The organism is Variovorax sp. AB1(2024), from assembly GCF_037482385.2.
In the GTDB taxonomy this organism is placed as follows: domain Bacteria; phylum Pseudomonadota; class Gammaproteobacteria; order Burkholderiales; family Burkholderiaceae_C; genus Variovorax.
In genome coordinates, this window is sequence record NZ_JBBHKP020000001.1 from 4,396,905 (window position 1) to 4,421,584 (window position 24,680).

18 protein-coding genes are annotated in these 24,680 nt (G+C 67.9%); 5 read left to right on the forward strand and 13 right to left on the reverse strand.

Going from position 1 to position 24,680, the window contains the following annotated elements:
* Positions 1-61 precede the first annotated feature (61 nt).
* Together WIX39_RS20605 and WIX39_RS20610 are read right to left on the reverse strand one after the other, a co-directional pair.
* Positions 62-292 carry a hypothetical protein gene (locus WIX39_RS20605; protein WP_081269590.1) on the reverse strand — a complete coding sequence of 77 codons (231 nt, stop codon included), beginning with the start codon at positions 290-292 and terminating at the stop codon, positions 62-64.
* Positions 293-372: 80 nt separating this feature from the next.
* Entirely contained in the window at positions 373-1,290 is a 918-nt protein-coding gene (locus tag WIX39_RS20610; RefSeq protein ID WP_081269591.1) for a LysR family transcriptional regulator, read from the reverse strand.
* Positions 1,291-1,398: 108 nt separating this feature from the next.
* Here WIX39_RS20610 and metE point away from each other — a divergent pair, with 108 nt between their 5' ends.
* From metE to WIX39_RS20625, 3 genes are read left to right on the forward strand one after another with little or no spacing between them, the layout of a single operon-like run.
* Positions 1,399-3,690 (forward strand): 5-methyltetrahydropteroyltriglutamate--homocysteine S-methyltransferase, encoded by a 2,292-nt coding sequence (metE, locus tag WIX39_RS20615; RefSeq protein ID WP_409195732.1) that lies wholly within the window; start codon positions 1,399-1,401, stop codon positions 3,688-3,690.
* A 56-nt stretch (positions 3,691-3,746) separates the two neighbouring features.
* A complete protein-coding gene (alkB, locus tag WIX39_RS20620; protein WP_409195733.1) occupies positions 3,747-4,394 on the forward strand; it encodes a DNA oxidative demethylase AlkB in 648 nt (215 codons plus the stop codon).
* Between the two features lie 18 nt (positions 4,395-4,412).
* On the forward strand, positions 4,413-6,257 hold the full coding sequence (locus tag WIX39_RS20625; protein WP_409195734.1) for an ABC transporter ATP-binding protein: 1,845 nt from the start codon (positions 4,413-4,415) through the stop codon (positions 6,255-6,257).
* A 92-nt stretch (positions 6,258-6,349) separates the two neighbouring features.
* Here the strand turns inward: WIX39_RS20625 and WIX39_RS20630 are convergent, their stop codons facing one another.
* The 5 genes from WIX39_RS20630 to WIX39_RS20650 form a co-directional block, all read right to left on the reverse strand.
* Positions 6,350-7,072 carry a hypothetical protein gene (locus WIX39_RS20630; RefSeq protein WP_409195735.1) on the reverse strand — a complete coding sequence of 241 codons (723 nt, stop codon included), beginning with the start codon at positions 7,070-7,072 and terminating at the stop codon, positions 6,350-6,352.
* A gap of 65 nt (positions 7,073-7,137) precedes the next feature.
* Positions 7,138-7,602, reverse strand: a complete 465-nt coding sequence (locus WIX39_RS20635; RefSeq protein WP_409195736.1) for a hypothetical protein — start codon at positions 7,600-7,602, stop codon at positions 7,138-7,140.
* A complete protein-coding gene (locus WIX39_RS20640; RefSeq protein ID WP_155742590.1) occupies positions 7,569-7,820 on the reverse strand; it encodes a hypothetical protein in 252 nt (83 codons plus the stop codon). The genes WIX39_RS20635 and WIX39_RS20640 overlap by 34 nt, the downstream gene beginning before the upstream one ends.
* A gap of 342 nt (positions 7,821-8,162) precedes the next feature.
* A complete protein-coding gene (locus WIX39_RS20645; protein ID WP_409195737.1) occupies positions 8,163-9,836 on the reverse strand; it encodes a methyl-accepting chemotaxis protein in 1,674 nt (557 codons plus the stop codon).
* Positions 9,837-9,893: 57 nt separating this feature from the next.
* On the reverse strand, positions 9,894-10,172 hold the full coding sequence (locus WIX39_RS20650) for a hypothetical protein (protein WP_106934119.1): 279 nt from the start codon (positions 10,170-10,172) through the stop codon (positions 9,894-9,896).
* Positions 10,173-10,349: 177 nt separating this feature from the next.
* On the opposite strand from WIX39_RS20650, the gene WIX39_RS20655 reads away from it, so the two are divergent.
* Complete coding sequence (locus WIX39_RS20655) at positions 10,350-10,583, forward strand: hypothetical protein (protein ID WP_106934118.1); 234 nt, start codon at positions 10,350-10,352, stop codon at positions 10,581-10,583.
* A gap of 72 nt (positions 10,584-10,655) precedes the next feature.
* The gene (locus WIX39_RS20660) at positions 10,656-10,862 is read left to right on the forward strand and encodes a hypothetical protein (RefSeq protein ID WP_285411115.1); all 207 of its coding nucleotides are present in this window, start codon (positions 10,656-10,658) and stop codon (positions 10,860-10,862) included.
* Positions 10,863-10,897: 35 nt separating this feature from the next.
* On the opposite strand, the gene WIX39_RS20665 is transcribed toward WIX39_RS20660, so the two are convergent.
* The 6 genes from WIX39_RS20665 to treS all read right to left on the reverse strand — a co-directional run bounded on the left by WIX39_RS20665 (position 10,898) and on the right by treS (position 24,669).
* The gene (locus WIX39_RS20665) at positions 10,898-11,224 is read right to left on the reverse strand and encodes a cell envelope biogenesis protein TolA (RefSeq protein WP_106934116.1); all 327 of its coding nucleotides are present in this window, start codon (positions 11,222-11,224) and stop codon (positions 10,898-10,900) included.
* 70 nt (positions 11,225-11,294) lie between these two features.
* Positions 11,295-16,469 carry a malto-oligosyltrehalose synthase gene (locus WIX39_RS20670; RefSeq protein ID WP_409195738.1) on the reverse strand — a complete coding sequence of 1,725 codons (5,175 nt, stop codon included), beginning with the start codon at positions 16,467-16,469 and terminating at the stop codon, positions 11,295-11,297.
* On the reverse strand, positions 16,462-18,330 hold the full coding sequence (gene treZ, locus WIX39_RS20675; protein ID WP_409195739.1) for a malto-oligosyltrehalose trehalohydrolase: 1,869 nt from the start codon (positions 18,328-18,330) through the stop codon (positions 16,462-16,464). The genes WIX39_RS20670 and treZ overlap by 8 nt, the downstream gene beginning before the upstream one ends.
* The gene (glgX, locus tag WIX39_RS20680; RefSeq protein ID WP_285411118.1) at positions 18,327-20,489 is read right to left on the reverse strand and encodes a glycogen debranching protein GlgX; all 2,163 of its coding nucleotides are present in this window, start codon (positions 20,487-20,489) and stop codon (positions 18,327-18,329) included. Before glgX ends, treZ begins: the two co-directional genes overlap by 4 nt.
* Positions 20,490-20,529: 40 nt before the next feature.
* Positions 20,530-21,291: a mechanosensitive ion channel family protein gene (locus tag WIX39_RS20685; RefSeq protein WP_081269604.1), complete on the reverse strand. Its 762-nt coding sequence runs from the start codon at positions 21,289-21,291 to the stop codon at positions 20,530-20,532.
* Between the two features lie 33 nt (positions 21,292-21,324).
* Complete coding sequence (gene treS, locus WIX39_RS20690; protein WP_409195740.1) at positions 21,325-24,669, reverse strand: maltose alpha-D-glucosyltransferase; 3,345 nt, start codon at positions 24,667-24,669, stop codon at positions 21,325-21,327.
* Positions 24,670-24,680 lie beyond the last annotated feature (11 nt).

Sequence of the window (24,680 nt, forward strand, 5' to 3'; positions counted from 1 at the left end):
GTTGAAAACGCTCGCGGTTTCTACCACGCCCGCGCCCGGCGGCGCTGTCGCCGACGCCTGCTCAGTGCCCCCGCGCCGCGCCCCACTGCCGAACGAAATGGTCGGCCCGCAGCGTGGCGCGCTCCACGGCCGCGTCCCATGAGAGTTGCTGCGTGATCACCAGCGCGCAACGCGGAATGCCGCTCTGGCTCAGCTCGGCGAAGCCGACGTAGGTGCCGCGCGGCGTGCGCATGAGCTCGACCCAGCAGCTCCAGCCTGCTGGCACACGGAGGTCGAGCCGGGCGGTGTCCATGATGTAAACACCATAACTCTTTTGTTCCGCAGTTCAAAGAATTGAAACCCTAAGGACTACTTTTCAGGCGCTTTTCAGGCTCAAGTCAGCGAGTTTTTTCCTTTTTCGAGCAATTCGCGCGATTGCCTTGCCAGCTCGACGAAGGCCTTCAGGTAGTCGACTTCGATGTCGGCCTCGCGCGCGCCCAGGAAGATCTGCTTGGCGATGCCGCGCGGCCCGAGCCGCACCGGCACGATGTCCATCTTTTCCGCGTATTCCTGCACCAGCCAGCGCGGCAGCGCCGCCACGCCCCGGCCGCTGGCGACCATCTGCAACATGATGTCGGTGGTCTCTATGGCCTTGTGGCGCCTGGGCGTCACGCCGGCGGGCATGAGGAACATGTTGTAGATGTCCAGCCGGTCGGTGGCGACCGGGTAGGTCACCAGCACTTCCTGCGTCAGGTGCTCGGGCTTCACGTAAGGCACGCCTGCCAGGGCGTGGCCGCGCGGGACCACCAGCACCTGCTCGTAGTCGAACACCGGCTCGTAGTGCAGGCCCGGCTTGTAGAGCGGGTCTGGCGTGACAAGCAGGTCGATCTCGTAGCCGAAAAGCGCGCCGATGCCGCCGAACTGGAATTTCTGCTTCACGTCGACATCCACGTCGGGCCAGCTCGCCAGATAGGGCGACGCCACTTTCAGCAGCCACTGGTAGCACGGATGGCACTCCATGCCGATGCGCAGCGAGCCGCGCTCGCCCTGGGCGAACTGGCGCAGGCGCTCCTCGGCCAGGTCCAGTTGCGGCAGCACCCGGTTGGCGACCGCCAGCAGGTACTGCCCCGCCTGGGTCAGCCGCAGGCTGCGCCCTTCGCGCTGCCAGATCTCGGTGCCGAGCTGGGCTTCGAGCTTGCGGATCGAATGGCTCAGGGCCGATTGGGTGAGGTGCAGCACCTCGGCGGCGGCCGTGAGCGAGCCTTGCTTGTCCACTTCCTGGACGATCGACAGATGAGCGCGTTCCAGCATGGCTAATGAGTGAAATTCATCGATACGTGAAATAAGACCATTTTACTTCACAGGTCGGCAAACCTACGATCCAGCCCTTTCCTGACTGCCGGACGTTTCCGCTACCCCATGACCACTACCCACAACCTCGGCTTTCCCCGCATCGGCGCCAGGCGCGAACTGAAGTTCGCGCTGGAGTCGTACTGGAAAGGCGAGTCTTCGCGCGACGCGCTCAAGGCCCTCGGCGCCCAGCTTCGCCAACGCCACTGGAACGACCAGGCCGGCATCGACCTGGTGCCCGTGGGCGACTTCGCCTTCTACGACCAGGTGCTGGATATGAGCTTCACGCTCGGCAACCTGCCCGAGCGCGTGCGCGGCTTCCACGGCGACGCGCTGGACAACTACTTCCGCGTGGCGCGCGGCCGTTCGGCCCAGGGCGCGGAAGACCACGCCGGCTGCTGCGGCGGCGTGGCCGCCGGCGAAATGACCAAGTGGTTCGACACCAACTACCACTACATCGTCCCCGAGTTCACCGCGCAGACCGAATTCACGCTCGACGCCTCGCGCCTGCTGGAACAACTGGCCGAAGCCAGGGCCCAGGGCGTGAAGGCCAAGCCGGTGCTGGTCGGCCCCGTCACCTACCTGTCCATCGGCAAGGCCAAGGACGATTCCGAAAAGCTGGCGCTGCTGCCGCGCCTGCTGCAGGTGTATGCCGAGCTGCTCGAAACGCTGGCCGCCCAGGGCGTGGAATGGGTGCAGATCGACGAGCCCCTGCTGGTCACCGAACTCGACGCCGACTGGCAGCACGCATTCAACACGGCCTACCACCAGCTCAAGGCCGCGCGCATCAAGATCCTCGTCGCCACCTACTTCGGCCAGCTGCAGGAAAACAAGTACCTGGCCGCCAACCTGCCGGTGGCGGGCCTGCACGTCGATGCCGTCAACGGCCGCGACGACATCGTTCCGCTGCTGACCATGCTGCCCGCGCACAAGGTGCTGTCGCTGGGCGTCATCAACGGCCGCAACATCTGGAAGAGCGACCTCGCCTCCATCCTCGACTGGCTGGAACCGCTGGCCGCGCGCCTGGGCGACCGCCTGTGGATCGCGCCCTCGTGCTCGCTGCTGCATGTGCCGGTGGACCTGGCCAGCGAACAGAAGCTCGACGCCGAGGTCAAGTCGTGGCTCGCCTTCGCGCTGCAGAAGCTCGAGGAGTTGCGCGTGCTGGCCACCGCTCTGCGCGACGGCCGCGACGCCGTGAAGGACGCCCTGGCCGCCAACAGCGCCGCCCTCGCCGCGCGCCGTGCGTCGCCCCGCGTCAACAACCCGGCAGTGCAGGCAGCGGTTGCCGGGCTCTCCAGCCAACTGGGCCAGCGCGAAGGCGCCTATGCCCATCGAGCGGCCAAGCAGGCCGCATTCCTGAAGCTGCCGAAGTTCCCCACCACCACCATCGGCTCGTTCCCGCAGACCGCGGAAATCCGCCATGCGCGCAGCGAGTACAAGGCCGGCCGGCTGGACGACGCCGGCTACAAGGCCGCGATGCAGGCCGAGATCGCCCGCAGCGTGCGCGAGCAGGAAGCGCTCGACCTGGACGTGCTGGTGCACGGCGAAGCCGAGCGCAACGACATGGTCGAGTACTTCGGCGAGCAGCTCGAAGGATATGCCTTCAGCCAGTTCGGCTGGGTGCAGTCGTACGGTTCGCGCTGCGTGAAGCCGCCGATCCTGTTCGGCGACATCAGCCGCCCGAAGGCGATGACGCTCGAGTGGACCCGGTACGCGCAGTCGCTCACGCAGCGGCCCATGAAGGGCATGCTGACCGGCCCCGTCACCATCCTGAACTGGTCCTTCGTGCGCGACGACCAGCCGCGCTCGGCCTCGTGCAAGCAGCTGGCGCTGGCCATCCGACAGGAAGTGCTCGACCTGGAAAAAGGCGGCGTGCGCGTGATCCAGATCGACGAAGCCGCGCTGCGCGAGGGCCTGCCGCTTCGCAAGTCGCAATGGCAGGAGTACCTGGACTGGGCGGTGGAGTCGTTCCGCATCACCGCCAACGGCGTGCGCGACGAGACCCAGATCCACACGCACATGTGCTATTCGGAATTCAACGACATCATCGCGTCGATCGCGGACATGGACGCCGACGTGATCACTATCGAGACCTCTCGCTCCGACATGGAGCTGCTCGACGCCTTCGACGACTTCAAGTACCCCAACGAGATCGGCCCCGGCGTGTACGACATCCACTCGCCGAACATTCCCAGCCAGGAGCACATCGTGCAGCTGATGAAGAAGGCCGCCGAACGCGTGCCCGCCGAGCGCCTGTGGGTCAACCCGGACTGCGGCCTGAAGACGCGCCAGTGGGCGGAAGTGCTGCCCGCGCTGGCCAACATGGTGGCGGCCGCCAAGACGCTGCGCGCCTCGGCCTGAGGCCCGGCCATCGCCGGCCGCAGGCGCGGGGCGCGGCGATGGCGACAATGGCGTGCATGACGCTCGCCCTGTTCGACGACCCGCCCCGCCCAGCGCGCGAACCGCTCGGCTCCGGCGCCATCGTGCTGCCCGGCTTCGCGCTGCCCTTCGTCGATGAACTGCTGCCCGCGATCCGCGCGGTGGAAGAGCGCGCGCCGTTCCGCCATCTCGTCACCCCGGGCGGCTTCACCATGTCCGTGGCGCTGACCAACTGCGGCGCGCTGGGCTGGACCAGCGACCGGCGCGGCTACCGCTACAGCCCCATCGACCCTGGCAGCGGGCTGCCGTGGCCCGCGATGCCGGAGCCCTTCATGCGGCTGGCGCGCGAGGCGGCCGGGTCCGCCGGCTTCGACGGCTTCGTGCCCGACGCCTGCCTCGTCAACCGCTATGCGCCCGGCGCGCGGCTTTCGCTGCACCAGGACAAGGACGAGCATGACTACGGCGCGCCCATCGTGTCGGTGTCGCTCGGCATGGCGGCCGTGTTCCTGTTCGGCGGTCTCGCGCGCGGCGACAAGGCCGTGCGCGTGCCGCTCGTGCATGGCGACGTGGTGGTCTGGGGCGGCGAAGACCGGCTGCGCTACCACGGCGTGCTGCCACTCAAGGAAGCGCCCCACCCGCTGCTGGGCGCGCAGCGCATCAACCTCACATTCCGCAAGGCGGGCTGACTGACTGACTGAAAACGCATGCAGGCGACCACCACGACCACCGGCACGAAGAAGAGCAACAGCCCCGGCAACGCGATCCGCGAGCTCTATGCGGCCCTCTGGCACTTCGCAGCAGGTGCGCGTGCGCAGCTGCTTGGCGCCACGGCGCTGCTCGCCATGTCGCAGCTCATACGCCTGGCGCTGCCCTACCTTGCCGGGCAGGCCATCAATGCCCTGCAGCGCGGCGAGCTGAGCGGCGCCGGCCGCTGGATCGCCGCGCTGGCCGGCGTGTACGTGGGTGCATGGGCGCTGCACGGGCCGGGGCGCATTCTGGAGCGCAACGTGGGCATGCGGGTGCGCGAGACGCTGGCCGACCAGCTCTATGCGCGCATCGCCGCCGCGCCGCTCGCCTGGCACGACGGCCACCACTCGGGCGAGCTGCAGCACCGCGTGCACCAGGCCAGCCGCGCGCTGTCGGACTTTGCGCAGAACCAGTTCATCTGGCTCACCAACGCCGTCAACTTCGTGGGGCCGCTGGTTGCGCTGGCGCTGCTGTCGCGCACCAGCGGCATGACCGCGCTCGCGGGCTATGTGCTGATAGGCCTCGTCATCGTGCGCATCGACCGTGCGCTGATGAAACTGGCGCGCGCCGAGAACGACGCCGACCGCCGGTACGTGGCCGCGCTGCTCGACTTCCTGGGCAATGCATCGACCGTCATCGGCCTGCGGCTGCAGGGGGCTTCACGCCTGCTGCTGCGCAGGCGCATGGCCGCCATATCGCTGCCGCTGAAGCGCACCGTGGTGCTCAATGAGGGCAAGTGGTTCGCGGTCGACCTGATGGGGCTTGGGCTGACCTGGGGCCTGGTCGTGGTGTACGTGTGGCAGGCACGCGCACCCGGGCAGGCCGTGATGCTGGGGGCCGTGTTCATGATCTACCAGTACGCGCAGCAGGCCGCCGGCGTCGTCACATCGGTGGCCGCCAACTTCAGCTTCTTCGCGCGCATGCACACCGACTACAGCAGCGCGGAGCCGATATGGCAGGCGCCCTCGGGCGATGTGGCCGCGAGCGTGCCCGAGCAGGTGCCGGAGCGCGAGCGCATCGACGCATCGGCGGTGTGGCGCCGGCTCGATGTCGACGGGCTGCATTGGCGCTATGCGGCGCGCGGGAAGCCGCAAGCGGAGCCCTCCGAACCCGTGAAGCGCAGCAGCGGCCTGCACGACGTGAAACTGAGCCTGCGCCGTGGCGACCGGGTCGCGCTGGTCGGGCCGAGCGGCGGCGGCAAGAGCACCCTGCTGCGCGTGCTGGCCGGGCTGTATCCACCGGACAGCGGCGTCCTGTCGCTCGACGGAAAGCCCGTCGACTGGACGCAACTGCGCCGCCTTGCCACGCTGATCCCGCAGGAGACCGAACTGTTCGAAGCCAGCGTGCGCGAGAACCTCGCCTTCGGCCAGCCGCGCGACGACGCGCTGCTGCTGGCAGCGCTGCACACCAGCACCTTCGACGAAGTGCTGAAGGCGAACCACGGCGACCTCGACACCGCCGTGTCGGAGCGGGGCTTCAATCTTTCGGGCGGACAGCGGCAGCGACTGTGCCTGGCGCGCGGCGTGCTGGCCGCACAGGGCAGCTCGTTGCTGCTGCTCGACGAACCGACCAGCGCGCTCGACGCGGGCACCGAAGCACGCGTGCTGGAGCGCATCGCCCGTGCGTTTCCCGATGCCTGCGTGGTGGCGTCGATCCACCGGCTGAGCCTGCTGGAGCGCTTCGATACGGTGGTGCTGATGGAAGCCGGGCATGTGGTCGACCACGGGCCGCGGGATGCGGTGCTGGCGCGGCAGCCGCTGTTGCAGCGGATGGTGGCGCCGGCCGGTGGGGCCGGGCACTGACTGTCGGTGGGTAGCAGTTCAGACGGCGAAGACCATCGTTGTCATTCCGTACGCAGCCTGCGCCGGCCAACCTGGCGCGCGAATCGTTGGACTCAAGGCATTGCCGGCCGCACCGCGACCGAGCTCGGCGCAACCTGTGCGCGAATGTTCTGAGCAATCCTCGTCGCCAGCGCATCGACCGCATGGTCATAGCTCTGAACGACCTCTTGCGGACGCTCCACCAATTCACTGAAGCTCGACCAACGATGCTCAGGGTTCGCCGGCACGCTCCACGAAGCCTTCTCGCTCGTCGCATCAGCCCCGTAGTAAAGCGTTTCGCTGTAGAGGCTGTCTTCCGTTTCGCCTCGAACCAGATAAGCACTCAGATTGACGCGCGGAACATAGTCTTTCGAGAAGCGGGCGGAGAACATGCCGACTTCGTTGAGATAGATGCGCAGCACCGCATCGGTCGGAGGCAGCTTGCTTTCATCGATCGCAGATTCCGCCGAGCGGCTCGAAGCGCCTTCGACGACCTTCGCTTCAAAGCCCTGAGCTGCCAGCTGCCGAACCAACGCTGCAGTGAGCTTCGGCCCCATGTCTTTTCGAGTCGCCTCCATGCGGTCGTTGAAGTCCGAACTCTTGATGCGGTCTGCAACGGACTGCCACAGCACGCCGAGCGGGATGCCCTTGTTTTCGGTATGCAGCTTGTCGATGGGCGTCACCGGGACCACCATGACGCGTTTAACGGGGGCCTGCTGCTGAGGGACAACCGGAGATCGGGCGCAACCTGATAACAGACCGAATGCAACAAGAGCGGTGAGGAAATAAATGCGCATGGAAAATTTTTGATTGATGGCTAATGCTGGCACGGACATCCGTCGTGCACGCTGCGATTGAAATGTCAGAACCGACCGGTGTCTTTGGGGTTGTGGACGATCTGAATCAGCACATCAGGCGTGTAAGCCTTCGTGCGGGAGATCTCGGCAATCTCCCCTCCTGCGGCGCCCGCGAAAACCAATACGCCCTGCCCCTTGTAGGCGAGGTAGTGGCGCCACCGGTCCGTCCCGTTGTATGTAGGGATCCAGGCCTTGCCAGTGTTGTTCACCGTCTCAGCATCCGGCTTGCCCATGATCTTGACGGCCTGCGCGTAGGTCATCCCGGCATGAAGCTGGGCGATCGCGGTGCCCGGCACAGGCTGACCGACGACAGTGCGCTCTTCGTCCTCCTCTGCGGCCACCAGCGCTCGGCGACTCGGTTCATACAACGGCGCGGTTCGGCAGGCTCCCAGCGCGATGCATGCCAGCGCGATGGCGCAGATTACATGGCCTCGTTTCACCACTGCCCCTTGAACCGTCCAGCCGACCACATGACGAGCGTTGCAACAACAGTCACGCCTAGGATCACTGCCAGCAAACTGAGCAGCTCAGATGGCGCAACAGGAAAATAAAGTACACGGTGAATCGCCCAGCGAATCAGGGGCATCGCAAGTAAGGCCCCCACGGAAAACCCGACGCCAATCATGAAGAGGAATGTCAGCAACAAGACTCCCAACATCCTCAAACCTGTACTTTTTGCTTGAATCATCTACCACCTCTATTCGGATTGCCAGTGCTGGGCGAAGCACTTTGGCCATTGACTCCGGCATTCCGAGTTCCTGCAGGAAGCTGCCAACGCTGGTGCCACCTATTCCGGGCAACAAGCTTGGTTGCTCCATTGCCATACAGTTGGCCGCCTACGTTGGCGGTGGCACCGATTGTTCCTCCGAATTCCTATTTCGCGGTTGATACGTATGAATTAACTGCGGGTCACGGAGAAGCTCGATAGTTAACGTCCGTCAAAGATTTGCGCAGTCAACGTCGCCGACGACCTCGCATGGCTGCCGGCTTCGAACCACCGCCCGCCCCGTTCGGAGCGCTCCGACAAGCACTAGCTTGCCCGGACTTGCCGCTCCATGAGCCTGAACACATCGACCTCCTGCATCAACCTGCCCGCCTGGTCCTGCAGAGCACTGGAAGCCGCGGCGGCCTGCTCCACCAGCGACGCATTCTGCTGGGTGGTCCCCTCGATCTGGGCGAGCGCGAGGTTCATGTGCTCGATGCCGGTAGTCTGCTCGTGGCTGGCGTTCGTGATCTCGCCAATGATGCTGGTCACGCGGAGCACGCCGCTCACGATCTCCTTCATGGCTTCACCGGCATCCGCCGCGTGGCGCGTGCCGGCCCTGACCTGGCTGACCGAATCGTCGATGAGGCTCTTGACCTCCTTCGCGGCGGCAGAAGACCTCTGCGCCAGATTGCGCACCTCCGACGCCACCACGGCGAAACCGCGCCCTTTCTCCCCCGCTCGCGCGGCCTCCACGGCCGCATTGAGCGCCAGGATGTTCGTCTGGAAGGCGATGCCTTCAATGACCCCGACGATCTCGACGATCTTGCCGGAGGCCTCGTTGATCGAGCCCATGGTGTGGACCACCTGGTTCACGACGCTGCCCCCGCGGCGCGCCACGTCGGAGGCCGACACCGCGAGCTGATTCGCCTGCATGGCGCTCGTCGCGTTCTGCCGCACCGTCGATGTCAGCTGGACCATCGAGGCGGCCGTCTCCTGCAGAGAGCTTGCCTGCTGCTCGGTGCGGGCCGACAGATCCTGATTGCCGGTTGCAATCTGGGAGGACGCCGACAGCATGGCTTCGGTGCCCTGGCGCACACCGCTCACGATGCGCACCAGGCTGTGCTGCATGTCAGCGAGGGCATCGACCAGCGGCGTGAACTCGTCGCGATGGGGATCGGCAATGGCCACCGTGAGATCGCCCCGGCTCACGCGGTTGGCAACGGCTTGCGCGGCGGCGATGCGCCGGCGCACCAGCCTGACGATGTGCAGGAAGAACAACGTCATGCCGGTGGCCACGGCAGCGACCAGGGCCGCGAGCTGCAGCCGGGTCTGATCCGCGTTGGTGCGTATTGCCGCCAGTTCGGTTTTCAGTTCGTCGCCCTGCCGCTTCTTCGCGCGGTCGAGCCACACCAGCAGCCGGTTGCGGGCAGGAATGGTCTCCCGCACGAGCTGGTTGAAAGCCGCATCGATGTCCGCGCGCTTGGCCAGCGCGACGTTCGTGTCGGCAATCGGCCAGAATTCGGCCGCCAGTTTCTCGAACTCCTTGAAGTCGTTCAGGTCCGCGGTGTCCGTGAGGCCCGCGCGATAGTCCGACGCACTTTTCTCGATGAGCTGGCGCCGCTGCCCGATGTCGGCCAGCGTGGCCTGAAGGTCCTCGGGCGACTTCACGAGCATCGCGTGCCTGATCTGCAGCGACGCGCGGATCACGTTGAGTTCTATGGCTGCAATGCGTTGGAGTTGCGGCACGCGCAGGTCTTCGGTGGCGGCAGCAAGATCGCTCACACGCGACAGGTCGCTCCACGAAAAACTCGCAAGACCGGTCAGGCTGGCGACCAGGATGGCAAGAACGCAATAGAGACGCTTGGCGATTCCAAGCTTCGCTGGAAATTTCATAGAACCCACAATCAGAATAAGAACAGCCCACGGCGCCGACTCCAGCCGGCCTATGGCTATCGGCGCTTTGAAGCCGCGTGACACCTGACATATGTCAGGCTCCATGGCGGGCTTCGACGCGTGGGGCTGTCTATCTGACCGTGAGCGTGCCTGGGCTCTCCGTCAGAGCCGGCCCTGTCCGTCCCCCGTGCGGTCGTGCACCCAGCGCATCGCCTGCTGCTCCGCGTGGCGCAGCGCCTCGGCCTCGGTGGCGTAGGAAACGTTGTCGGTGTCCGGGGGCAGTTCGACGTCGGGCTGGTCCGCGACGCGGCTGCGGCAGACCACCACGGGCCTGTAGGTCTGGTTGTCCAGCCGCTCGGCGCGGCAAAGGAAAAACCGGCCGAGGTAGGTGAAGGTGACGAGGCGTTCCTCGACGGCGGGTGTTGGGGTGTTGGCATCCATGCTGGTTGCTCCTGTGTGTTCGTTGAAATTCCTGGCTGATATCGAGCCTGCGGTGCAGCACCGGCCCTGCGCGTGGGAACCGGCCCACGCCATGCGTCGGCTGGCAGCACCTGTGCGGGCAATGCGCAACGTGCCAAGGTCGGTCTCATCACTTCACTTGCCTGCACACACATCCACATGGACCTTCTCGCACTCATCCAATGGCCCGCCTTCGCGGCTTCGCTGGCCGCCGCATGGCTGGTCGCGTCGCGCGACAAATCCCGCCGCAATGTCGGCTTCTGGATCTTCCTGCTGAGCAATGTGCTGTGGGTGGTGTGGGGCATTCACACCGATGCGTGGGCGCTGATCGCGTTGCAGGTGTGCCTGGCGGCACTCAACGTGCGCGGTCTCTTCAAGACGGAAGAAACATGACCTCGGATGCGCCATCCGACCCGTGGAATTCGGCCTACAGACAGGCCGCTCGGGCAGGTCCATGGTGAATGCATGAACCACCCGATCGAACTCACCATCGTGGAGCCGCTGCCGGGCGCCTATGTCTGGCAGCTGCTCGAAACCGACGACAAGGGCGAGAGCCCTCGTCTGCTGCGGCGCGCATTCGATGCCGAAGACAGCTACGAGACCGCCCTCTCAGCGGGCCAGCGCGCGCTGCGCAGCGAGATCCGCCAGCGCGCGAGCCCACGTCAGCACTGAGGCTCAAGGCCTCGGCCGTTTTACTGCGGCTTGACTTACTTCGGCGTACCGCCGGGCACCGGCACCGGCTTGCCCGGGCGGCGAGCGTCGCGCGTCTCCGCACGGCGCTCACCGGCCCTGGCCGCGCGGTCCGTGCCAATGGCGCCGCCTTCCGGAGTCTTGGCTTCGTCACCCGCAGCGGGTGCAACACCCTTCTGCGGCCGGCGGTCCTTGCGTGCTTCGCCGGCCATTTCCGACTTGCCCGTGGCGTAGCCGGGCGAGTTGGGCGGCACGGCCGCGCCGGGCGGGTTCGACTGGGCATGCGCCACGGTCGCAATCAAGCCTGCCACCAGCACGGAAAACACGGACACAGATTTCGTCATTGGAGATCTCCTGGATAAAAACCCCGGAAGGGGCGGTCAGCGAAGGAGATTCGGGGTTGCCGATCGCCGCTCATGTAGGAATGCGGCTCGCATGCTTAGGAGTGCGCACCTTGTAAGCGGCCCACGGGATGCTTCCGAACGCCTGGGCCAGCGGCAGCGATGCATCCTGGCCCGCGTGCAGCGTTTCGCCGGTCAGCAGGTTCTGAAGCTGCGCGCCTGCCAGCTCCGCCGGCAGTTGCACCGCCGTGTCGCTCCAGATGCCGGCCTCGGGCAACGAAGGCATGCCGCCGTTGCCGGATGCCAACCCGACGAACAGCCGCCCCGACACAACCACCAGCATCTCGTCTCCATGCCGCCGCGCAAAGGCCACGACATGGCGCGACAACGCGCCTTCCACAGCCAGCCCTTCGTACCCGCCATCGCGAAACAGCTCCGCATGCTCGCGCCGCAGCGACAGCAGACGCCAGATGAACCACAGCTTGGCGCGCCCGTCGTGCGGCGACGCCGCCAGCGCGCGCACCCGCGCGGCGAGGCTAGGCGCATCGGCGGCCATGGCCTGCAGTTCATGGAGCCGCTGCTGCCGCGCCGCGTAGTCCACGGGCCGGCGGTTGTCCGGATCCACGAGGCTCAGCTCGATCAGCTCGCTGCCCTGGTAGAGGTCGGGCACGCCCGGCGATGCGTACTTCAGCAGCGTGAGCGTCAACCCGTTCCATGCGCCGAACCAGGCGAGCCGCTTCGCGAAGAGCTGGATGTCCGCCAGGCAGCCGCCCTCTTCCATGTTGCCGATCACGCCCCGCACGAAGCCTTCGAGCGCGGCCTCGTAGGCGGCGTCGGGCTGGGTCCAGCGCGTGCGCAGCTTGGCTTCGCGCGCGGCCTTCTGCATGTACTGGCAGAGCCGGTCGGCGAAGGCCGGCGCTTCGGCCGCGTCGAGGCCGCCTGCCGGCAGCGTGCCCAGCAGCGTCTGGTAGAAAAGGTATTCGTCGGCGCGCGATGGTGCGTCGTCGGTCTCCAGCTTGCGCCGCGTGTCGCGGCACATGCCGTGCCAGCGGGTCAGCGCCAGCACCCAGTCGTTGGGCATTTCGGAGAGCACGTCGATGCGGTTGCGCACGTCTTCGGAGCGCTTGTTGTCATGCGTCGACGTGGCGAGCATGGTGTGCGGCCAGCGCAGCGCGCGGTCGGCGCTGAGCGCATGGAACTCGTCCACCTCGAAGCCGAAGTGGTCGGGCTCGCCGCCCACCTCGTTGAGCGAACTCAACGGGAAGAAGCGATAGAACGCCGTGTCTTCCACGCCCTTGGCCGTGACCGGCGCGCTGAACTGCTGGAAGCGCACCGCAAAGCGACGCACCCGCTCGGCCAGTTCGCGCGGCGCACCCGCCACGGCCTCGCCGCGCAGCGCGCCGCGCACGAAGGCGAAGACCGAGCGGTCGGCATCGCCGCTCTGCCGTTCGGCCGCCTGCGTCGCTTCGCCGATGAAGCGTTCGTCCTGCGCCGAGGGCTTCTCGACGATGTAGGTGCGGTACACCGGCATGTTGGCCGCCACGTCGGCCAGCGCGCGGCGCAGCGCATTGAGCGTGTAGTCGCGCGTGGCGCGGTCGGCCCGCGCGATGCGCAGCAGTTCGCTTGAAAGCACGTTGAGCTCCGACGACAGCGCATTGCGCATCACCTCGCGCCGGCCGGCCTGCGAGAGCGCATGAAAGCCCTGGGTCTCGCCGGTGAAGCGGCGCCATGCATGGCCGATGGTCTCGGCGGCCGAGGTATCGACCAGCACGCCGTTGGCCACGTTCGCGAAGCGGTAGCCGGTGGTGCCGTGCACGTGCCAGCTCTCGGGCACTTCCTCGTTGTCCGCCGCGATCTTCTCGGCCACCACGTAGAGCGGCCGTGCCGGCCTGCCTTGCGCATCGTGCGCGGGCAATGCAAGCCCCGCGCGCCGCGCGTAGCCCTGCTGCAGCTTCTCGAAGTAGCGCGCGGGGTCGTAGAGGCCGTCGGGGTGGTCGATGCGCAAGCCGTCCACCGTGCCCGCAGCCGCGAGCTCGAGCGCGAAGGACTGCGTGGCCTCGAACACGTCGTCGCGCTCCATGCGCACGGCCGCGAGGTCGTTGATGTCGAAGAAGCGGCGGTAGTTGATCTCGTCCGAGGCCACGCGCCAGTAGGCCAGCCGGTAGGCCTGGGCCTCGATCAGCGCATGCATGGCGTCGCGCGCCTCGGGCGTGGCCAGGTTCAGCTCGGCCACGGCCGTCGCCACCGCCTTCGCGACCGAAGGATGGCGCTGCGCCAGGCGCGCGAGGCGGGCCTTCAGCAGTTCCTTGTCGCGCGCGCGCTCTGTGCGCAACTGCGGCTGCGCCGCCTGCCGCCCCGGAAGGTGGCCGAAAGCGGTGGCGATGCTCGCGAGCGCCGCCGCGTCGTCGGCGGATTCGTCGAGCTGCGCGAGGGCTCGCGCCAGCACCGCGGGATAGCTCTCGGGCGCGAGCGGAAAACGGTGGCCGAAATAGCCGATCGCGAAGGCGCCCTCTTCCGCCTCGAAGCGCAGCGCCAGTTCGCCGCTGCCGAGCACCTCGCCGTAGTGCCCGCCGAGCACCGGCAGCAGCACCTTGCCCGTGAGCTCGACGTTCAGCGGCTGCCAGTCGATGTCGAAGTGTTGCGCGTAGAGCGAGGCCGGGCCGTTCTCCAGCACGTCCATCCACCATGCGTTGTCGGCGCCGAACACGCCCATGTGGTTGGGCACCATGTCCAGCAGCTGGCCCATGCCGTGCGCCTTGAGCGCCGCGACGAAGCGCGCGAAGCCTTCTTCGCCGCCCAGCTCGGGGTTGATCTCGTCGTGCGCCACCACGTCGTAGCCGTGCATGCTGCCGGCGCGCGCGCGCTGGATCGGCGAGCAGTAGACGTGGCTCACGCCCAGTTGCGCGAGGTACGGCAGCACGCGCACCGCGTCGTCGAAGCCGAAGTCCTTGTGGAACTGCAGCCGGTAGGTGGCGCGCGGCACGCGGGCGCGCAGGTCTTGCGGCGCGTGCTGCGGCGCATCGGGTCGGCTCGCGGGGCGCGCGGCGCGAAGTTGCGCGGCCAGCCCCTGCATGCGCTCGCCCGTGGCCAGCGCGTGCAGCGGCACCGGCAGCTTGCGCCGCCAGTTGGGCTGTTCGCTCACCGTGCCGGGCATGTTGGCCTGCTCGACCACGCCCGCCATGTCTTCGAGCTGCACCATCATCAATGCCGACGGCGTCCTCGCGAGCCAGGCGTGCACCGCCTCCACCACGCGCGCCGTGGGCAGCGCGAGGCCCGCGGCCTCGGCGATCTCTTCGCGCGACAGCAGCCCGGCCTGCTGCACGGCCAGCATCAGCTCGATGCGCTCCTGCGCGCGGTCGAGCAGTTGCTTGTCGAAGACGCGCTCGTCGGGGAACAGGCCCAGCGACAGGCGGGTGCGCAGGTCGTGGCCGGCCCACCAGCCGGCGAATGTCGCGAGGTCGTGCGTGCTCACGGCCACCAGCGCGGCCGGCGGATACGCGGCCGGCGGCTTGAAGCCGCTGCCCTGGTGCCGGTCAAGCCGCTCGAAGTACAGCAGGCGGTAAGACAGCACGTCGGCCTTGCCCAGCGCCTCTCGCACCGAGTCTTCCACCGTGCCCAGGTCTTCGCCGATCACCATGCAGCGGTGGCGATGACTCTCGATGGCGACGATGGCGAGCAGCTCGTCCAGCGGGTAGTACACATACGCGCCGTCGTGCGCGCCGCGGCCCGGCGGTATCCAGAACAGGCGCATGAGCCCCATGACGTGATCGATGCGCAAGGCGCCCGCGCCGTGCATGCTCGCGCGCAGCGTCTGCATGAAGAAGCGGTGGCCGTCCGCGCGCAGCCGGCCGGGACGCAGCGGCGGCAGGCCCCAGTTCTGGCCGGCGGGGTTGAACTCGTCAGGCGGCGCGCCGATGCTGGCACCGGCCGCGAACACGGACTGCGCCGTCCAGGCATCGGAGCCGGCACGGTCGACCGACACCGCCAGGTCCACGTAGAGGCCCACGCCCATGCCCAGGGCGGCGCAGCGTTCGCCAGCCCGCGCCAGTTGCCGCGCGGCCTGCCATTGCAGGTACTGGTGGAACTGCAGGCGCTGCGCATGCTGCACGGCGAATGCGGTGACCTCGGCCGAATCGGGGTCGCGGTATGCGGCGGGCCACACGGGCCAGCCCCACATCGCGGGGTCCGCCGTCAGAAAGTGCGCATGCAGCGTCTCGAACAGCGCGTGCTGCCGCAAGCCCTCGCCGCGCTCCGCCACGAATGACAGGAACGCCAGGCCCTCTTCGTCCGGCGCGCCGTCTTCCGGCAGGTGGCGCTCGCGGAAGTGCGCGAACAGCAGCTCCAGCACTTCGAACTTGGCGGATGCAACGCCCGCATGGTCCACCAGCGGTTCAGCGCGCAGTGCCGCCAGGCGCGCCTGGAACGCGGGTGAATCGACCAGCTTTCGCGCGGCCTCGCACTGCGCGAATTCATCCACCGCCTCGACATCGATGTAGAGCGCGTTCAGCTGCTGGCGTGACGACGGGCTGTACGGGCTCGCATGCGCCGGATTGGCCGCGAACAGCGCATGCAGCGGGTTCACGCCGACGATGTCGGCGCCCTGCGCGGCCATGCGGGCCGCCAGATCCTGCAGGTCGCTGAAGTCGCCGATGCCCCAGTTGTGCTGCGAGCGCAGGCTGTACAGCTGCACCGCCGGCCCCCAGACGCGGCCGCCGTCCCGCACCGCGGGCGGCCGGTAGCAGCGGCCCGGCGACGCAAGCACCAGCGTCTCGCCGGCCAGCCCGTCGATGCGCAGCCGGTGGTAGCCCGCGTCGAGCGCGAGCGTCATCGGCAGCACGCGTTCGCTCAGCCAGATGCCGTCGCGCTCGCTGCGCGCCGTCTCGTGCAGCGTGGAGGCATCGGCCTCGCCGTGACGCGTGCGGCCGGCTTCGTCGGTGAGCTGCCAGCGCAGCGAGCGCATGGCCAGCGGCAGGCGCAGGGGCACGCTCCATTCGGTGGCCGATGCATCGACCACCCGCACGTGAGGCAGGGCTTCCGTCCAGCGCATGGCATGCGCGGCTTCGAGGGCGCGGTGGGCGTCCTGCGCGGTGCCGATGCGCACGCCGAATTCCGCCAGCAGCGCGAGCATGCTCTGCGTCGTGGCCTGCCGGCGCGTGCCGAAGGCGTCGTGGTAGGCGGTGGCAATGCCGTAGTGTTCGCACAGCGCCGCCAGCACGCCCGCCGTGTCGTGATGAAAAACCTCATCCACCGCGCATGTCCTCCAGCGTCGCGTGCACCGCGCCGCGCTCGAGCAGCAAGGCGCCGGGCTCGGCCTGCCGCGCGCCGCTGCTGTAGACCAGCGTGCCGGGCGGCGACACCGCCGCTGCATCGGGCCCGTCGCCAAAGTGCGCGAGCAGGTGCAGGCGCGTTGCGGTGCGCCCTTCGTGCCCCTCGCGCGGCGGCCCCAGGTCCCAGTGCACCCGCAGCGTGCCGTTCTCGCAGAGGAACACGCCCGCGCCGGTCGAGCCGGCCAGGTGCGGCACGATGAGCCGGTGGCGTAGTTCGAGCAACTGCTGCACCTCGCTGAACCGCGCGAAGTGGGCACGCGAGCCCCGCTCACGCCAGTTCAGCTTGGACGCCAGGAAGGTCGACTCCGCATTCGGATCTGGAATGCGCGCACGCGCCGCCTCGTCCTTGAACGCCGCGAAGCCGCCGAACTCGGAGCGCCGCCCGTCCGACACCGCCTTCGCCAGTTCGGGCCCGAAGTCGCAGAAGTAAAGGAATGGCGTCGAGGCCGCGAACTCGTCGCCCATGAACAGCATCGGCACATGCGGCGACAGCAGCAGGCAGGCCATGGCCGCGCGCGTGAGCACCGGGTCGCCGAGCGCATGCAGGCGCTCGCCGAAGGCACGGTTGCCGACCTGGTCGTGCGTCTGCAGGAAGGACACGAAGGCCTGCGACGGCAGCCGCGTGCTGGGCTCGCCGCGCCGCTCGCCGTTGCGGAATGCCGAGGGCTGCCCCTGGTACACGAAGCCTTCGGCCAGCGCGCACGCGAAGCTGCACACGGGGTCGTCCGCGTAGTCGGCGTAGTAGCCGTCGCGCTCGCCGGTCGCCAGCACATGCACCGCATGGTGCAGGTCGTCGTTCCATTGCGCGGTGCCTGCCACCGGCACGCCGTGGCCGTCGCGCACGAGCATCGAGGCCTGGTTGGTGTCGTTCTCCAGCACGATGTGGATGTGGCGCTCGCGGCCCGGGCCGGCCTGCAGCGCGTCGCGGATCTCCTGCACGATGTGCGGATGCGAGTCGTCGCGAATGGCGTGGATCGCATCCATGCGCAGCCCATCGAAGCGATATTCCTCCACCCAGTACAGCGCGTTGTGAATGAAGAAGTCGCGCACCGTGCGCGCGCCCGGCCCGTCGAAGTTGATGGCCGAGCCCCAGGGCGTGCGATGCGCCGGATTGAAGAACTCCGGGCAGTACGCATGCAGGTAGTTGCCTTCTGGTCCGAAGTGGTTGTAGACCACATCGATCAGCACCATCAGCCCCAGCCCGTGCGCCGCGTCGACCAGCGCCTTCAGTTCGTCGGGCGTGCCGTAGGAGGCGTCGGGCGCGAACTGCAGAACGCCGTCGTAGCCCCAGTTGCGGCGCCCCGGAAAGTCGGCGAGCGGCATCAGCTCGATGGCGGTCACGCCCAGCTCGGCCAGGTCGCCGAGCCGCTCGCGCGCGGCGTTGAAGGTGCCTTCGGCGGTGAAGGCGCCGATGTGCAGTTCGTACACCACGGCCTCTTCCCACGGGCGGCCGCGCCAGGCGTCGTCGCGCCATTGATGGCGGCGCGGATCGATCACCACGCTGGGGCCGTGCACGTCCTCGGGGTTGAAGCGCGAGGCGGGGTCGGGCACGGCGGTGCCGTCGGGCAGGTGGAAGCGGTAGCCGTCGCCGTGGGCCGCCCCGGGCAGCGTGAGCGTGTGCCAGCCCTGTGCGTCACGGGCCATCGGGTGCGTGGTGTTTTCGCCACCGACCGGGCGGTGTTCCAGCCGCACGTCGCCGCCCGAGGGCGCCCACAGTGCGAAGGCCACGCCGCCGTCCTCAAGGACGGTGGCACCGAAGGGCATGCGGTGCGCGCGGTTCATGGCCGCACGTCCGGCCGGCTCAACACCACCAGCGAGCGGCATTGCAGCGGATAGGCCGGCTCCGACCATGCGGGCGCCAGCGCGGCGGCGTCCTCGGTGGTGGGCGGCGGCGTGGTGCTCGCGGTGTCGACCAGCAGGCGCCAGGCGCCGTGCGGCATGGCCGGCAGCGTGAAAGGAATTTCGTCGTGGTGGGCGTTCATCAGGATCAGGAAGTCGTCGTCGTGCTGGTGCTCGCCGCGCGGCCCGCGGTCGGCGATGCCGCCGCCGGGGATGTACATCGCGATGCAGCGAGCGTTGGTGTCGTTCCAGTCTTCCGTGCGCATCTCGGCGCCGTCGGGCTTGAGCCAATAGACGTCGGTCACGGTCTCGCCCTCGGCCGGCTTGCCGGCGAAGAAGGTGCGGCGGCGGAACGACGGATGCGCGCGGCGCAGCGCGACCATGCGCTCGACGAAGGTGACCAGCGCCAGCCGCTCGGGCGTGGGCGTCCAGTCGAGCCAGCCCAGCGCGTTGTCCTGGCAGTAGACGTTGTTGTTGCCCTGTTGCGTATGGCCGCGCTCGTCGCCCGCCAGCAGCATCGGCACGCCCTGCGACAGCAGCAGCGTGGCCAGCAGGTTGCGCTTCTGGCGCTCGCGCAGGCTCACCACCTCGGGGTCGTCGGTGGGGCCTTCGACGCCGCAGTTCCACGACACGTTGTGGCTGTTGCCGTCGCGGTTGTCCTCGCCGTTGGCCTCGTTGTGCTTGTCGTTGTAGGAAACCAGGTCGTGCAGCGTGAAGCCGTCGTGCGCCGTGACGAAGTTGATGCTCGCGCTGGGCTGCTTGCCCGACCAGCCGTACAGGTCTTCGGAGCCGGTCACGCGCTTGGCCACTTCGCCGATGAGCCCGCCGTCGCCCTTCCAGAAGCCACGCATGCCGTCGCGGTACTGGTCGTTCCACTCGGCCCAGCCCAGCGGAAAGTTGCCCACCTGGTAGCCGCCGTGGCCCAGGTCCCAGGGCTCGGCGATGAGCTTGACGCGGTTGAGCGTCGGGTCCTGCCGGATGGCGTCGAAGAAGCCACCGAGGTTTTCCACCTTGCCCGCCTCGCGCGCCAGTGCCGATGCCAGGTCGAAGCGGAAGCCGTCGACGTGCATTTCCTCGGCCCAGTAGCGCAGCGAATCCATCACCAGTTGCAGCGCATGCGGATGCTCGAGGTTGACGGTGTTGCCGCAGCCGGTGAAGTCGTCGTAGTAGCGCCGGTTGTCGGAGTTCACGATGTAGTAGGAGGCGTTGTCCACGCCGCGCATCGACAGCGTGGGGCCGAGCTGGTTGCCCTCGCAGGTGTGGTTGTAGACCACGTCCAGGATCACCTCGATGCCCGCGGAGTGCAGCGTCTTGACCATTGTCTTGAACTCCTTCACCTTGCCCGAGGCGCTGTAGCGCATCTCGGGGGCGAAGAAGGCCAGCGTGTTGTAGCCCCAGTAGTTCTGCAGCCCCTTCTCGGCCAGGTGCCGGTCGTTGAGGAAGCTGTGCACCGGCAGCAGCTCGACGGTGGTCACGCCCAGGCGCTTGAGGTAGTCGACCACCGGCGCGCTGGCCAGGCCGGCGTAGGTGCCGCGCAGCTCGGGCGGCACGTCGGGATGGTTCATGGTGAAGCCGCGCACGTGCATCTCGTAGATGACCATGTCCTGCCAGGGTACCGAGGGGCGGCGGTCGTCGCCCCAGGTGAAGGCGGTTTCGAGCACGCGGCCCTTGGGCATCAGCGGCGCGCTGTCGCGGCGGTCGAAGGAAAGGTCTTCGCGCTTGCTGCCGACCGTGTAGCCATAGAGTGCGTCGCCCCAGCGCAACTGGCCCACCAGGTCCTTGGCGTAGGGGTCGACCAGCAGCTTGTTGGGGTTGAAGCGGTGCCCCTCCTCGGGCTTGTAGGCGCCGTGCACCCGAAATCCGTAGGCCTGGCCGGGCCGGGCCTCGGGCAGGTAGCAGTGCCACACACCGTCGGTGCGCTCGCGCAGCACGATGCGCTGCAGCTCGTGGCGGCCGCGCTCGTCGAAAAGGCACAGCTCGACCTTGTCGGCATGCTGCGAGAAAAGCGCGAAGTTGACGCCTTCACCGTCCCAGGTGGCGCCGCGCGGGTAAGGGCGTCCGGGCCAGACGGCGGTGATGGTCGGGTTGGTTTTTCTTGTCATTCAGGCGTCGGGCGGTTGCTTGCGTTGGGAGAAATGCAGGTCAGCGGGGTGGGCGGTCGTCGAAACGCGATGCTGGCGGCGGCGGTGGCGTGGGCACGCCCGGCACTTCCCTGCCGGTGCCCGTCTTCGTCAGTTGCTGCTGCCGGGGCCACCAGCGCTCGATCTGCGCCTTCGCCCAGTCCTTGCCGGCCAGCCCGAATGCCAGGGCCAACGCAAAAACCACGCCCGCCAGGATCACCAGGAAGCTTTCGCGCACGATGTCGCCGCCCACCTTGATCTGGTCCAGCGCGATCAGGATCACGAAAGCCATCACCGCGTACTGCGCCACCTTGGCGAAAAGCGTGGCGTCCTGCATCTTCACGCCGCGGAAATAGCTGCCCACGGCGTCGCCCACGAACTTGGCGAAGTACGAGCCGAAGGCCAGCACCAGCAAGGCGACGAACACGTTGGGCACGAACCAGACGATGCGCCCCAGCAGGTCGGCGATGTAGCTCAGCCCCATGCCGTTGAAGGCGATGAGCAGCGACGCCAGTATCACCAGCCAGTAAGCCAGGATGCCGAACAGGCTGCTGGTGTCGCCTGCCAGGCCGCCCTGGCGCAGGAAGTTGTCGAGCCCCGCGCGCTCGGTCAGCACGTTGAAGTTGATGGCGCGCAAGGCCTTGGTCACGGCGAAGCGCGCCGCCTTGGCGATGAGCCAGCCCACGAACACCACCACCAGCGCCACCAGCAGGCGCGGAACGAACGCCCCCACCTGGTAGAGGATGGCGCGCAGTGGCTCCAGGTGAATGCCGAAGTTTTCCATGTGTATTTCCCCGAGTGAATGACGACGGCGGCCTCAGGCCCCGTTCGGCTGGATGAGCGCGAGCACGCCGTGCAGCGGCACCTGTACCCAGTCGGCGCGGTTGTTGAGTTCGTAGCGAAGTTCGTAGAGCGCCTTCTCCAGCTCGAACAGCGCGAGCAGTTCGGCGTCGATGGGCGCGCCGTCCGGCTGCGCGAGCGTGCCGGCGTAGCCCTCCATGAAGGCGTTGCGCGTGGCCTGTTCCCAGGCGACCGCGGGCGCGGCCAGCTTCTCGGCTTCTTCCGGGCTCTGCGCCACGCGCCGCAAGGCCGACCAGCGCGCATAGTTGAAGGAGCGCAGCATGCCCGCCACGTCGCGCAGCGGCGAACTCTTGGCGCGGCGCTCCTCGAAGCTGCGCGCGGGCTCGCCCTCGAAGTCGATGATGACGAAGTCGTTGTCCTTCACCAGCACCTGGCCCAGGTGGTAGTCGCCGTGGTAGCGGCTCTTGAGCGCGGCGCCGCTGCCGCCCTCGCCCACGAAGCGCCGCTCGGCGATGCTGGCCTGCAGCGTGTCGGCGGCGCGCAGCAGGCTCTCGGCGTCGGCCTGCGCGCCGGGAGGCAGCGCGCCGAGGCGTTCGCGCAGCAGTGCCAGCGTGGCCGTGGCATCGCCGGCGGCATGGGTGCGGTAGCCCGCCACGTCTTCGGCCGACAGCGGCTCGGGGTCGAAGGCCGCCGCGCCGGTGCGGGTGGCCAGCGCGCGGTGCAGCTCGGCGGTGCGGCGGCCCAGCGTGCCGATCAGCGCGAGGAAGCCGCCGTGCACCGCCAGCACGTCGGGCGCGTCGATGGCACCGTCGGTGGTGGCCACGTCGCGCAGGAAGCGTTCGAGATAGCCCAGGGTGTAGTCCCAGCCGTCGCCCTGGTTGGCGACATAGCTCTGCACCAGGGCGAGCGTCATGGTGCGGCCGTCGGCGCCCATGTATTCGAGTGCGCCGAGCACCGGCACGCAGTGCGGGTAGTGCGCCACTTCGGTGAGGAAGCGGCCCATCTCGAGCTCGGGGTTGATGCCTTCGCGCACGTTGCGGTAGCCCTTGAGGAACAGCGTCTCGTTGAGCGTGACCACCGTGTTGCTGCTCACGCCGCTGGGCCGCCCGACCGGCAGCGCGTCAAGGTCGACGCCGAGCTGGGCGAACGCCGCCGTCGGCGTGAACACCAGCTTGCCGCCGGCCGTGGGCAGTTCGGCGCCCTTTCCGATGGCGCGGACCAGTTCGCGGCAGAAGGCCTCGTCATAGAAGGCGTCGCCCATCAGGCCGACCTGCGCCTGCTGGCGCACCTTGGCAAGCGCGGCCTGCGCCACGCCGGCCATGCGCTCTTCGTCGCGCTCCTCCCAGGCCAGGGCGAGGGGCATGAAATAGGTGGCGCCGCCGGGCGGGCCGTCGAGCGCGAGCAGCGGCAGCATCCAGCTCAGGCCGTTCACTTCCCACACCGCGTGGTCGACGATGCGCGCACGCTCGATGGCGGTGCCCTTCGAGGCATACCAGCGCTGGATCTCGATGTGGCGCGGCAGCGTTTCCAGCTCGAACTGGTTGCGCATGCGCTCGGACATGCCGATGCGCCACGGCATCACGCGGTCGCGGAAGAAGCTGGTCCAGCCGTCGAACAGCACCAGCGTGGGCCACTCCTGCAGCGCCACGCCCTGTTCGTGCCAGCTCGGCGCGTCGGCCTCCGCGGTGAGCTTGAACCAGTAGAAGCCGTACGAAGACAGCGTGAGCAGGTAAGGCAGCTCGCCGATGGGCGGGAACGGGGAGCGGCCCAGCATCTCGATGGGCACGAAGCCGCGGAACTCCGACAGGTCCAGCTCCACCGGCTGGGCCGCGCGCGAGAGGTTGAACACGGCGAGGATCACGTCGCCTTCGTACTCGCTCAGGTAGGCCAGGATCTTGCGGTTGCCCGGCTTCAGGAAGCGCCGCTTGCCGCGCCCGAAGGCGTGGCTGGTCTTGCGCACGGCCAGCATGCGCTTGGTCCAGTTGAGCAGTGAGCTGGCGTCGCGCGCCTGGGTCTCGACGTTGAGCGCCTCGTAGCCGTACATCGGGTCCATGATGGGCTGCAGGTACAGGCGCTGCGGGTCGGCGCGCGAGAACCCGGCGTTGCGGTCGGGGCTCCACTGCATGGGCGTGCGCACGCCGTTGCGGTCGCCCACGAACACGTTGTCGCCCATGCCGATCTCGTCGCCATAGTAGATGATGGGCGAGCCCGGCATCGACAGCAGCATGCCGTTCATGAGCTTCACGCGGTCCAGGTCGTTCTCCATCAGCGGCGCCAGGCGCCGGCGGATGCCCAGGTTGATGCGCGCTCGCATGTCGGCGGCGTACATGTTGTACATGTAGTCGCGCTCCTTGCTGGTCACCATCTCGAGCGTGAGCTCGTCGTGGTTGCGCAGGAAGATGGCCCACTGGCAGCCTTCGGGGATGTCGGGCGTCTGCGCCATGATTTCCACGATGGGGTGGCGGTCTTCCTGCGCGATGGCCATGTACATGCGCGGCATCAGCGGGAAGTGGTAGGCCATGTGGCATTCGTCGCCGTCACCGAAGTACTCGCGCACGTCCTCAGGCCACATGTTGGCCTCGGCCAGCAGGAAGCGGTTCTTGTACTGCGCGTCGATGGCCGCGCGCAGCCGCTTGATCACCGCGTGCGTCTCGGGCAGGTTCTCGTTGCTGGTGCCGTCGCGCTCCACCAGGTAGGGAATGGCGTCGAGCCGGAAGCCGTCCACGCCCATGTCCAGCCAGAAGCGCATGGTCTTGAAGATGGCCTCCAGCACCGCCGGGTTGTCGAAGTTCAGGTCGGGCTGGTGGCTGAAGAAGCGGTGCCAGTAGTACTGCTTGGCCACCGGGTCCCAGGTCCAGTTCGAGGTCTCGGTGTCGGTGAAGATGATGCGCGTGCCCTGGTAGAGCTGGTCGGTGTCGCTCCACACGTAGAAGTCGCGCTCGGGGGAGCCCGGCGGCGCCAGCCGCGCGGCCTTGAACCACGGGTGCTCGCTCGAGGTGTGGTTGATGACCAGCTCGGTGATGACGCGCAGGCCGCGCTTGTGCGCCTCGGCCAGCATCTGGCGGAAGTCGGCGAGCGAGCCGTACTGCGGGTGGACGTCTTCGTATTCGGAGATGTCGTAGCCGTCGTCGCGCAGCGGCGAGGGATAGAACGGCATCAGCCAGATCGTGTTGACGCCCAGGTCCTTCACGTAGTCGAGCTTGGCGGTCACGCCCTGGAAGTCGCCCATGCCGTCGTTGTTCGAATCGAAGAAGGCCTTGACGTTGAGCTGGTAGATGACCGCGTCGCGGTACCACAGGGGGTCGTCGCTGTTGTCGATCTCTACGGTTTCCAGTGCGATGTGCGAAACGGGTGCATTCATGGGCGGGCGAC

Excerpts from the sequence above, each read along its gene's own strand:
- WIX39_RS20605 (WP_081269590.1), bottom strand. The coding sequence starts at position 292 with ATGGACACCGCCCGGCTCGACCTCCGTGTGCCAGCAGGCTGGAGCTGC.
- WIX39_RS20610 (WP_081269591.1), bottom strand. The coding sequence starts at position 1,290 with ATGCTGGAACGCGCTCATCTGTCGATCGTCCAGGAAGTGGACAAGCAA.
- metE (WP_409195732.1), top strand. The coding sequence starts at position 1,399 with ATGACCACTACCCACAACCTCGGCTTTCCCCGCATCGGCGCCAGGCGC.
- alkB (WP_409195733.1), top strand. The coding sequence starts at position 3,747 with ATGACGCTCGCCCTGTTCGACGACCCGCCCCGCCCAGCGCGCGAACCG.
- WIX39_RS20625 (WP_409195734.1), top strand. The coding sequence starts at position 4,413 with ATGCAGGCGACCACCACGACCACCGGCACGAAGAAGAGCAACAGCCCC.
- WIX39_RS20630 (WP_409195735.1), bottom strand. The coding sequence starts at position 7,072 with ATGCGCATTTATTTCCTCACCGCTCTTGTTGCATTCGGTCTGTTATCA.
- WIX39_RS20640 (WP_155742590.1), bottom strand. The coding sequence starts at position 7,820 with ATGATTCAAGCAAAAAGTACAGGTTTGAGGATGTTGGGAGTCTTGTTG.
- WIX39_RS20645 (WP_409195737.1), bottom strand. The coding sequence starts at position 9,836 with ATGGAGCCTGACATATGTCAGGTGTCACGCGGCTTCAAAGCGCCGATA.
- WIX39_RS20650 (WP_106934119.1), bottom strand. The coding sequence starts at position 10,172 with ATGGATGCCAACACCCCAACACCCGCCGTCGAGGAACGCCTCGTCACC.
- WIX39_RS20655 (WP_106934118.1), top strand. The coding sequence starts at position 10,350 with ATGGACCTTCTCGCACTCATCCAATGGCCCGCCTTCGCGGCTTCGCTG.
- WIX39_RS20660 (WP_285411115.1), top strand. The coding sequence starts at position 10,656 with ATGAACCACCCGATCGAACTCACCATCGTGGAGCCGCTGCCGGGCGCC.
- WIX39_RS20665 (WP_106934116.1), bottom strand. The coding sequence starts at position 11,224 with ATGACGAAATCTGTGTCCGTGTTTTCCGTGCTGGTGGCAGGCTTGATT.
- treZ (WP_409195739.1), bottom strand. The coding sequence starts at position 18,330 with ATGAACCGCGCGCACCGCATGCCCTTCGGTGCCACCGTCCTTGAGGAC.
- glgX (WP_285411118.1), bottom strand. The coding sequence starts at position 20,489 with ATGACAAGAAAAACCAACCCGACCATCACCGCCGTCTGGCCCGGACGC.
- WIX39_RS20685 (WP_081269604.1), bottom strand. The coding sequence starts at position 21,291 with ATGGAAAACTTCGGCATTCACCTGGAGCCACTGCGCGCCATCCTCTAC.
- treS (WP_409195740.1), bottom strand. The coding sequence starts at position 24,669 with ATGAATGCACCCGTTTCGCACATCGCACTGGAAACCGTAGAGATCGAC.